General features: G+C 71.7%; 9 protein-coding genes. 3 read left to right on the forward strand and 6 right to left on the reverse strand.

Features of this window, described 5'->3' with window-relative positions:
• Nucleotides 1–12: 12 nt before the first annotated feature.
• The 5 genes from H7I87_RS04105 to H7I87_RS04125 are packed head-to-tail and all read right to left on the reverse strand — an operon-like array spanning nucleotide 13 to nucleotide 6,223.
• Nucleotides 13–1,620: an ABC transporter ATP-binding protein gene (locus H7I87_RS04105; RefSeq protein ID WP_063967097.1), complete on the reverse strand. Its 1,608-nt coding sequence runs from the start codon at nucleotides 1,618–1,620 to the stop codon at nucleotides 13–15.
• Between the two features lie 18 nt (nucleotides 1,621–1,638).
• The gene (locus tag H7I87_RS04110; RefSeq protein ID WP_023873672.1) at nucleotides 1,639–2,445 is read right to left on the reverse strand and encodes an ABC transporter permease; all 807 of its coding nucleotides are present in this window, start codon (nucleotides 2,443–2,445) and stop codon (nucleotides 1,639–1,641) included.
• The gene (locus H7I87_RS04115) at nucleotides 2,442–3,404 is read right to left on the reverse strand and encodes an ABC transporter permease (protein ID WP_023881880.1); all 963 of its coding nucleotides are present in this window, start codon (nucleotides 3,402–3,404) and stop codon (nucleotides 2,442–2,444) included. The genes H7I87_RS04110 and H7I87_RS04115 overlap by 4 nt, the downstream gene beginning before the upstream one ends.
• A 5-nt stretch (nucleotides 3,405–3,409) precedes the next feature.
• Entirely contained in the window at nucleotides 3,410–5,002 is a 1,593-nt protein-coding gene (locus H7I87_RS04120) for an ABC transporter substrate-binding protein (protein ID WP_023881881.1), read from the reverse strand.
• A 9-nt stretch (nucleotides 5,003–5,011) separates the two neighbouring features.
• Nucleotides 5,012–6,223 carry an acyl-CoA dehydrogenase family protein gene (locus H7I87_RS04125; RefSeq protein WP_063967098.1) on the reverse strand — a complete coding sequence of 404 codons (1,212 nt, stop codon included), beginning with the start codon at nucleotides 6,221–6,223 and terminating at the stop codon, nucleotides 5,012–5,014.
• Nucleotides 6,224–6,422: 199 nt separating this feature from the next.
• On the opposite strand from H7I87_RS04125, the gene H7I87_RS04130 reads away from it, so the two are divergent.
• From H7I87_RS04130 to H7I87_RS04140, 3 genes are read left to right on the forward strand one after another with little or no spacing between them, the layout of a single operon-like run.
• Nucleotides 6,423–7,349 carry an LLM class oxidoreductase gene (locus H7I87_RS04130; RefSeq protein ID WP_063967099.1) on the forward strand — a complete coding sequence of 309 codons (927 nt, stop codon included), beginning with the start codon at nucleotides 6,423–6,425 and terminating at the stop codon, nucleotides 7,347–7,349.
• 35 nt (nucleotides 7,350–7,384) lie between these two features.
• Nucleotides 7,385–8,626, forward strand: a complete 1,242-nt coding sequence (locus H7I87_RS04135) for an NtaA/DmoA family FMN-dependent monooxygenase (protein ID WP_063967100.1) — start codon at nucleotides 7,385–7,387, stop codon at nucleotides 8,624–8,626.
• A 21-nt stretch (nucleotides 8,627–8,647) separates the two neighbouring features.
• Nucleotides 8,648–9,733, forward strand: coding sequence for an LLM class flavin-dependent oxidoreductase (locus tag H7I87_RS04140; RefSeq protein ID WP_009977711.1), 1,086 nt, complete (start codon nucleotides 8,648–8,650; stop codon nucleotides 9,731–9,733).
• A 6-nt stretch (nucleotides 9,734–9,739) separates the two neighbouring features.
• Here H7I87_RS04140 and H7I87_RS04145 read toward each other — a convergent pair whose 3' ends face one another.
• Entirely contained in the window at nucleotides 9,740–10,168 is a 429-nt protein-coding gene (locus tag H7I87_RS04145) for a prepilin peptidase (RefSeq protein WP_009977712.1), read from the reverse strand.
• Nucleotides 10,169–10,178: the final 10 nt, after the last annotated feature.

The raw sequence follows: 10,178 nt of genomic DNA on the forward strand, positions 1-10,178 counted from the left end.
AGGCCCCCACGTTCAGGAGGGGGACAGCGCCGGATGCGCCAGCCGCCGGCCCGGGACCGCGTCGAGCAGCGCGCGGGTGTAGTCCGCGGCCGGCGCGGCGAACACCGCCGCGGTGTCCCCGGTTTCCACGACGCGCCCAGCGCGCAGCACCACGACGCGGTGCGCCAGTCGCCGCACCACCGACAGATCGTGCGAGACGAACAGATAGGTCAGCCCCAGCTGCCGCTGCAGCCGCAGCAGCAGGCCGACGATCTGGTCCTGGGTGACGACGTCGAGCGCGGACAGCGGTTCGTCGAGCACCACGATCTGCGGGCGCAGCACCAGGGCGCGGGCGATCGCGACCCGCTGGCATTCACCGCCGGAGAGCTCACCCGGCCGCCGGTCCAGCTTGTCGTCGCTCAAGCCGACACTGGCCAGGGCCTCGGCGATGCGCTGCGCGCGGCGGGCCCGGTCGTCCACCCGGTAGGACCGCAGCGGGCCGTCCAGGATCTGGCGCACCGTCCAGCGCGGGTCCAGCGCCGACCCCGGGTTCTGGTAGACGAACTGGATGTCTTGCCAGTGCCGGCGCCGGGTCCGCGCCGGCAGGGCGGCGACATCGCGGCCCAGCACCCGCACCGTTCCCCGGGTGGGGGTGAGCAGGCCGACGACCATTTTCGCCGTCGTCGACTTGCCCGACCCGGACTCCCCCACCAGCGCCAGCGTCTCGCCCCGCCGGACGGTGAAGGCCACCTCCGCCACGGCGGTGTGCCGGGCCCGGGCACCGAGCCGGAACTCCTTGGCGACGCCGGCGACCTCGATGACGTCCTCGGAGCCGGCGGGCGCGGCGGCCGGCGCCGAGGCCGTGAGCCGGCGGACGAGATGCGCGGCGTACTCGGTGCGCGGGGCCGCGACGATGGCCTCGGCCGGCGCGTCCTCGACGACGACGCCGCCGCGCATCACCACGATGCGCGACGCGTGATCGGTGGCCACCCCGATGTCGTGGGTGATGAAGACGACGGTGGTGCGATGCTCGGCGACCAGCCGATCGAACACGGCCAGCACGTGCCGCTGGACGGTCACGTCGAGGGCGGACGTCGGCTCGTCGGCGATCAACAGCCCGGGGTTGAGGGCGAACGCGATCGCGATGAGCACGCGCTGGCGCATGCCGCCGGAGAGCTCGCCCGGACACTGTTTCAGGCGCTGCGCGGGGCGGTCGATCTCCACCCGGTCCAGCAGCTCGATGCAGCGCCGCCGCGCCTCGCGCCGGGACAACCGCTCGCCCTTCAGGGGGAAGATCTCGGCGATCTGGGATCCGATGCTGCGCACCGGGTTCAACGACGTGGCGGGATCCTGCGGCACCAATCCCACGGTGCTGCCGCGCAGCCGGCACCACTGCCGTTCGCTCAGGCCCAGCACGTCGCGACCGGCGATGGTCAACGACCCCGCGGTGATCCTCGCGGCCGCCGGCAGCAATCCGACCACCGCGTTGGCCAAAGTCGTTTTGCCCGAACCGGATTCACCGACCACGGCGACGAATTCGCCCGACGACACCGCCAGGTCGACGCGGTCCAGCGCCACCCTGGGCACCGCACCGGGATAGGTCACGGTCAGACCGGACACGTCGAGCAGCGGTGGACCCATTGCGCGTTCTCTCCTCGTTCAGATGCGGTGCGACGTCAGCGCCCGGCGGCTGAGCACGCCGAGCGCCAGGATCACCGACAGGACGACGGCGCCGGGCAGGGTGGACAGCCACCAGGCGGTGGCCAGATAGCGGCGGCCCTCGGCGACCAGCAGTCCCCACTCCGGTGTCGGCGGCGGGGCGCTGTAGCCGAGGTAACCCAACGCCGAGATCAGCAGGATCGCACCGCTGAGATCGATCACCGCCAGCGCGATCACGGCGCCGGCGGCGTTGGGAACGATGTGGCGGCGGATGACCGACCAGCGGGTCTCGCCGGACAGGAAGGCGGCCTCGACGTAGTCCAGCGCCCGCACCCGCAGCACTTCGGCGCGAAACACCCGCGCGAAGACCGCGATCGATCCGATGCCCACACCGATGCCGACCGACAGCGGTCCGGGGCCGTAGGCGGTGACGATCCACACCGACGTCAGAAACCCCGGAAGCGCCAGCAACACGTCGGACGCTCGCATGGCGACGGCATCGACCACGGGTCCGCTGACGCCGGCGGCGATGCCGACGGCACTGCCGAGCAGCAGCCCCACCGCCACCGCCAGCCCCGCGGTGGCGACGGTGTGCGAGGTCCCGTAGATGACCCGGGTCAGCACGTCCCGGCCCAGGTGGTCGGTGCCGAACCAGTGCGCCGCGCTCGGCGGCTGGAACTTGTCAATCGGCCTGCCCTTCAACGGGTTTCGATCGGTGAACAGCCCTGGAGCCGCCGCCCAGGCGGCGGTCAGGATCAGCACCGCCGCGGAGATCCGCACCGGCCAGGACGCCGTGCGCGCGCTCATCCGAACCTGCCCAGCCGGGTGGTGAACCCGCGGCGCTGCACCCGGGTGACCCGCGGGTCGAGCAGCGGATAGATCAGGTCCACCGCCAGGTTGGCCGCCACGATCGCCACCGCCGTCAGCAGCACCAGGCCCTGGATCAGCGAGATGTCCTGGCTGGACACCGCCTGCAGCAGCACCGCACCCACTCCGGAGCGGGAGAACACCGTTTCGGTGACCACCGAGCCGCCCAGCAGTGCACCGACGGTCGTCGCGGTCACCGTCAGCGCCGGCCCGGCGGCGTTCTTCACGACGTGCTTGCGGATCACCCAGCCCGGGGTGCCGCCCTTGGCCCGCGCGGTGTTGACGTGCGGCAGCGCCAGCGTGGCGTCGATGTTCTTGCCCAGCACCTGCGCGATCGGCGCCGAAACGGGCACCGCGAGCACCAGCGCGGCGACCAGCAGCGACGTCACGGATCCGTCCGGGAACAACGAGATCAGGCCCAGCTGCACCGAAAACACTTGCAGCACAACCAATCCGAGCCAAAACGTGGGGACCGCGCCGAACAGCGGCGGGATCGCGCGCAGCACCGACCGCACCGGCGCGCTCGTGGTCGCCAGCGCGGTGACCGACACCGCGAACAGCACCGCGAACCCGGTGGCGGTGGCCGCCAGTTTCAGGGTCTCGCCGATCACCCCGCCGATCCGGTCGGTGACGGCCTGACCGCTGGACAGCGAGAAGCCGAAATGCCCGTGCAGCACCTGGTTCAGCTGCGCGAAGTACTGCACCCACAGCGGCCGGTCGTAGCCGTAGAACGCCTTGACCTGCGCGACGATGTCGGGGTTGAAGTAGCCCTCCCCCTTGGCCACGAAGATCGCCGCCGGATCGGCCGGCAGGATGCTGACGCCCCAGAACACCAGGCTGAAGACCGCCAGCAGCACGATGGCCGACTGGCCGATCCGGGCGAGAACGTAGCCGAGCATCCCCCTCACGCCTTCCAGGCGCTCTGCAGCAGCGGCTCGGTGTAGCGGGTGAATTCCACGTGCACGTTGGGTGCGGCGGCGTGCACCTGCACCTCATCCCACAGCACCAACGCCAGCTGGTCGTCGATGATCCTGCGCTGCTCGCGGGCGACGACGTCTTTGAGCCGCGTCGGGTCGGTCTGCCGCAGTTCCTCCTCGGACAGCCCGAGCAACGCGTCGTTCTGCGCGAACGTCAGGTTGCTTTTCGGGCGGCCGAACAGCAGGCCCAGCCCGATGTTGTACTGAATCCTGGTGCCGAACAACGGGGTTGACGATTGACTGCTGGAGGCATTGAAGAACGTCGTGTCCCCCGCCCGGTTCTGCAGCACCACGCCCAGCTCCCGCCACTGCTGTTCGATGAACTCGAACGCCGGGCGGAACACCACGCTCTGGTTGGACGCCGCCAGCGTCAGAACAAGTTTCTTGCCGTCTTTTTCGCGCACCCCGTCGCCGCCCGGCTTCCACCCGGCCGCATCGAGCAGGCCGGCCGCCCGCTGCGGCTGATACCCGATGTCGGCGCTCACATCGGCGAACAACGGATCGTCGTGTCCCAGCACGGAATCGGCCGCGCGATAGCTGTCGGACAGCACCGTGTCCACCACCGCCCGACGGTCGATGCCCAGTTGCAGGGCCCGGCGCACCCGGACGTCGTCGACGACCTGGTTGTTGATCCGGAACCCGACCAGGTTCGCGGTCTCGGCGGGAGCCGCCACCGGGATCACCTGCAGGCCACCCTGTTTGAGCGCGGGTTCGTCGGTGGGCTGGATTCCGCGGGCCACGTCCACCTGATGGGATTGGACCGCGCCCGCGCGCAGGCCCGGCTCGCCGATCACCCGGAAGACGACCTTGTCGACGTAGGCCGGCCCCTGGTTGGGCCACGACGACGGCGGCCACGCGTAGTCCGGGCGCCTGGTGAGCACCACCTGCTGGTCGGGGATCTGCGACTGGTACACGAAAGGGCCTGAGCCGATGACGTTTTCAACCTTGGCCTGGCGCTGGTAGTCGAGCGCCAAGGTGGCCGGTGCGCGGATGCCCGCGCGGCTGTAGGACAGCACCTTGTAGAAGTTGGTGTTGGGCCGGTCGAGGAACACGGTGACGACGTTGCCGCTGACCTCGCTGTGGTCGTAGCCGACGAAATCGGCGAAAGCCGGCATCTTCTTGGCCGGGTCACCCTTGCCGAGCTGGTCGAAATTCGCCTTGACCACCTCGGCCGTCAGCGGTGTGTGGTCGCTGAAGCTCACCCCGTCGCGGATGGTGAAGGTGTACCGGGTGGCGTTCTGGTTGCGGGAGAAGGTTTTTGCCAGCCATCCGCGCACCGCGTCGGTTTTCGGGTCGACGTAGACCACCCGGTCGAGCAGCTGGAACATCAGGTTGTTGGCGCTGTAGTTGGCGGCCATGGTGTCGGTGACGAACTGCACGTCCGAGTAGGTCAGGGTGCCGCCGCGCACCGGCGGACCCGTGGGTCCGGTGCTCGCGGTGTGCCGATGGCCGGAACATCCCGCCGCCAGGACGCACAGCACCGCGCCCAGCGCCGCGGTGCGCGTCGCTACCTTCGCCATGCGAGCGGGTCAGAAGAAGCTGGTGTCGGGCAGGGCGGCGCCGTTGACGGCGACATCGCCGAGCACCCGCGCCTTGTAGACCGTCGGGTTGTGCGAGAACAGCGTCCGCAGATTACGCCAGTGCCGGTCCAGCAACGCCGACGCCTGGACGGCGGACGCGCCGCCGGCGTCGAACACGCGTGACGCCGCCCGCAGCGCGGGCTCCTGGATCGCCACCTTGACGCGGGCGGCGGCGATCGATGCCGCGGCTTCCAGTTCCGGATCGATCCCGGTGTCGCGGGCGGCCTGCAGCGCCGGGGCGAGCTCGGCCGCCGCGTTGCGCACCAGGGCGTGCGCGGTGTAGGCCACCGCGTCGATCTCGCCGACGATCTGCAGCAGTTGCGGGTCGGCGGTCGGGGTGTCGGCGCTGGCGAACGTGTAGGTCCGGCGCCGCCCGCGCACCAGCGCCGCCGCGTCCTCGGTCAGGCTGCGCAGGATTCCGGCGGCCACCGCGTGCAGGTACAGCTGGACCAGCGCGCCGCGGGCCCGGTTGACGCCGATGGTCGAACCAAGCGGGAAAACTTCGTCGTCGGCGACCGCAACGTCGTTGAATACCGTTGTGCCGCTTCCTGTCTGGCGCTGACCGATGCCGTCCCAGTCGTCGAGGTGCTCGACCCCGGCCCGGTCGACCGGAATCACCACGGCGGTCGGCACGCCGTCGTCGTCCTGCGCGGTGATCCGCAGGTAGTCGGAGAACTGCGCGCCGGTGCTGTAGAACTTCCTGCCGCGCAACCGCAACCCGTCGGGAGTGGTCACCAGCCGGGTGTCACGGTGGTTGCCGCCCACCGACTTCTGGCTCTGTTCGGCGTTGGCGCCGCCGATCAGCCCGCCCTCGGCGACCACCGCGATCCACCGGTCGCTGCCCGGGCGCCGCGGCGTGACTTGCAGCTCCTCGACCAGTGCGTAGTGGATCCGCAGGATGTGCGCCAGGTCGGGGTCGGCGGCGGCGAGCGCGACGAGGTAGTCGAAGAACTCCGGCGTCGTGTAGCCGGCGCCGCCCAGCTCGCGGGCCAATCGCAGCGCGCCGAGCCGATGGTCGCGAACGAGTTTGAGCCCACGCAGCGGCGGTTCGGTGCCCCCGTCGGCCAACCGCAGGCGGTAGTCCGCGGCGATCTCGGCGAGCACGGGCTGCACCGCCGCCGCGCCCGCGGGTGTGTCCTGCCGGTGAAATGCAACGGGCATACGTGTCAGAGCCTTCCGGATGCGTCCGCGCCGCGGCGGTCCGCGGCAACAGCGACCAAACCTAGGCGCCGCCGCGCAATGCCGGCAACGGTTTGCCGCGTCACAATTTTTAAGCGGAACACGCTGTGGTCAGCCATCTTTCGGCCCGCGACGATCGCGGGAGTTGCATCGCGCAGGCGGCCACGTAGCGTCCTGGTTCATGGCTGTTGCGCTGTCCGTCGGGATCGAGCTGGCCGGCGACGGAATCGGGGAACGCTCGCCCGCTTCGGGTATCGCCGGTCTGGCGCACCGCCTGGAGTCCGCCGGTGTGCACTACTGGGTGATCGGCGCCGACCGGGCCGAACCGCCCGCCGCGCCCAGCCTCGACGCGTCGGTGATCGCCACCGTCGCGGCCCGGCACAGCAGCCACCTGGGCCTGGTCGTCGCGGCGGCACCGCACCGCGACCACCCCTATAACCTGGCCCGCCGGCTGGTCTCGGTCGACCACGCGGCGCGCGGGCGGGTCGGGTGGTTCGCCCTGGACGCCGACCGGCGCATCGCCCTGGGCACCGGCGCCGACACCTGGACCGGCGCCGCCCTGGGTCCGGCACACACCGCGGAGGCGATCGCGGCGGTGCGAACACTATGGCGCACTTGGCCTTTCGCGTCGGTGCTGGGCGACCGCTCGACCGGCGTCTTCGCCGACACCACCCGGCTCCGCCGGGCCGACGTGCGCGGTGCCTATCGCATCGCCGGGCCGCTGAACGTGCCCGGCTCGCGGCAGGGCGACCTGCCGGTGTGGCAGCACGCCGGTGCGGCCACAGCGGATGCGGACGTGGTCGTCGTCGAGGACGGCGCCCCGGTGCCCGACGGCGCCGTGGTCCGGGTCCGCTCGGTCGATCACGCGGCGCTCGACCGGGTCGCGGGCACGCCGGGCGCCGCCGGCGTGCTGCTGCGGGTGCCGGCCGACGCGCTGACCGCGGTGCTGGACGACGTCGTTGCGGCCGCGTACCGCCGCGGCGTGCTGGCCGCGCCGGGTGCGGGCACACTGCGGCAACGACTTTCGCTACCCGTCCCGGCCGCCCCCGACCTGTCGCACCATCCCCGCGCCTTCGACGATGCGCCGAACGCGGGGGCCCGGCTGTGAGCCGCCGCGAGCGCGGCCTGACGCTCAACGTCAACGTGTTGAACCTGGGCATCCACGCCGCGTCGTGGCGGCGATCGGCCGAGCCGCCGACCGCGTTCACCGATCCCGGCTACTACGTGCGGATGGCCCGGATCGCCGAACGCGGAACGCTGGATGCGCTGTTTTTGGCCGACGGGCCGGCGGTGCGCGATCATCCGGCGCTGCGCCCGTCGCAGGCCCTGGAGCCGAGCGTGATCCTGGCGGCCGTCGCCGCCGAAACCGAGCATCTCGGGCTGATCGGCACGTTCTCGTCGACGTTCAACGACCCTGTGGAGCTGGCGCACCGGCTGCTCAGCCTCGACCAGCTCTCCGGTGGTCGCCTGGCGTGGAACGTCGTCACCACGTATTCGGAGGCGGCGGGCGGCAACTTCGGCCTGGCTGATCTCCCGGACCGCTCGACGCGGTACCGGCGCGCCGCGGAGTTCGTCGACGTGGTGCTGGCGCTGTGGCGCGACGCCGCGACCGGCGGCGGCGTCGATCACCGCGGCGAATTCTTCGCCGTCACCGGCTCGTTGCCGCAGGGCCCGTCGCCGCAGGGGCATCCGCTGCTGGTCCAGGCCGGCGGGTCGCCGCAGGGCCGGGAACTGGCCGGCCGCGTCGCCGACGCCGTGTTCAGCGCCGAACTCGACCTGGACGCCGCGATCGAGCACTACCGCTACGTCAAGGACGCCGCCGTGGCGCACGGCCGCGGTCGCGACGCGGTGCGCATCCTGCCGGGACTGATCACCACCATCGGCAGCAGCCGCGCCGAGGCGCAGCGGCGCTACGAGGAGCAGAACGCGCTGCTGCCCGCCGGCCACGACGTCGAGCGGTTGTCACAGACCCTGGGCGCCGACCTGTCCGGGCTGCCGCTGGACGAACCCATCCCCGCCCGGCTGCTCGGCAGTGTGCCGGATCCGTCGAAATTCGTTGGCTCCCTGGGTTTTCGGGAGTCGGTGGTGCGTCTGGTCGTCAGCGGCGGGCTCACGCTGCGCCAGACGCTGCGGGCGTTCAGCGGGTCGGGTCACCGGGTGATCGTGGGATCGCCGGTCGACGTGGCCGATACCATCGAGCAGTGGTTCGGCGCCGGCGCCGCGGACGGCTTCAACCTGATGCCCGACGTCTTCCCCGACGGTCTGGAGGTGTTCGTCGACGAGGTGGTGCCGATTCTGCGGTCGCGAGGGCTGTTTCGCGCGTCGTACGCCGAGGCGACGCTGCGCGAAAGGCTCACCGGCGACCGGCACGTCGTCGCGGCATGAACGCAAGAAGGAAGGTGCGCGGTGCCCGCCGAGGCTAGCCGATTTCTCTGGTACATCCCGAACACCGTCGAGCCGGGCCATCGCGGTGACGACACCGTCGACGGCTGGGGCAGCCTGGACTACTCGGTGGACCTGGCGTCGCGCGCCGAGCAACACGGTTGGGAGGGCGCGCTGATCGGCACCGGCTGGGGACGGCCGGACACCTTCACGGTCGCCACCGCGATCGCCGCGCGCACCACCGCCTTCGCGCCGCTGGTGGCGGTCCGGCCCGGCTACTGGCATCCGGCGCATTTCGCCAGCGCGGCCGCCACCCTGGACCGGCTCAACGGCGGCCGGCTGTTGGTCAACATCGTCAGCGGGGCCGACGACGTCGCCGCCTACGGCGACACCGAGGTCGACAAGTCCCGCCGGTACGACCGCACCCGCGAATTCATCCGGCTGCTCCGCCGGTTGTGGACGCAGGACGACGTCACCTTCCACGGCGAGTTCTTCCGCGTCGAGCACTCGACGCTGCGGCCGCGCCCGCTCGGTGCCGAGCAGGGCCGGCACCCGAAGCTGTATTTCGGTGGGGCCTCGCCGGCCGCCGAGCAGGTCGCCGCGACCGACGCCGACGTCCAGCTGTTCTGGGGCGAGTCGCTGGACGGCATCGCCGAACGCATCGACCGGCTGAAGTCGTTGTCGGACAAGCTCGGTCGCGAGCACCCGCCGCTGGAGTTCGGCCTGCGGGTGACCACCCTGGTGCGCGACACCTCCGAGCAGGCCTGGCGCGACGCCGAGGCGAAGGTCGCCAAGCTGGCCGGCACGCCGACCATGATGCTGCTGCACGACCCGGCGGGCTCCGAGGGGCAGCGGCGGCTCAACGACCTGGCCGCGCGCGGCGAGGTGATCGATTCCTGCCTGTACACCACGCCGAGCAAGTACGGCGGCGAGGGCGCGGGGACGACCTGGCTGGTCGGCTCGGCCGCCGAGGTCGCCGCCGCGCTGCGCGCCTACGCCGACCTGGGGGTGAGCCATTTCGTGCTGTCGGACACCCCGTACCAGTCGGAGGTGGTCCGGCTCGGCGATCAGCTGTTGCCGCTGCTGCGCCATACCGCCCTGGCGAACTGAGGCCGATCAGAACAGGGCCAGCCCGGCGCCGGCCGCGGCGGCCAGGCACAGCGAGGGCCCGTGCGGCACCGCCGGGCCGGCCCGGCGCACCCGGGCGAGCACCCCGACCAGCGCGGTGAGCAGCGGCGCGGCCAGGGCAGCCAGAAACCACACGCCCACCCCGCCGCAGCCGGTCAGCGCGCCCACTCCGAGCGCCAGCTTGACGTCCCCGGCGCCCATCCCGCCCGGCGCCACCGCATGGACCAGCAGATAAATCGCGGCCAGCGCGGCGGCTCCGGCCAGCGCCGACGGCCCGCGCCCGGCCAGGCCGGCGGCCGCCAGGATCGCGGCGGCCCCGGTCAGGGTCAGTGCGTTGGGCAGCCGGTGTTGCCGGATGTCGTAGCAGCTCAACACCGCCAGCCAGGTCAGCACCGCGCCCGCGGCCGCAATTCGCATGCGCGGCATA

The organism is Mycobacterium timonense, assembly GCF_025821985.1.
Classification (GTDB): Bacteria; Actinomycetota; Actinomycetes; order Mycobacteriales; family Mycobacteriaceae; genus Mycobacterium; species Mycobacterium avium.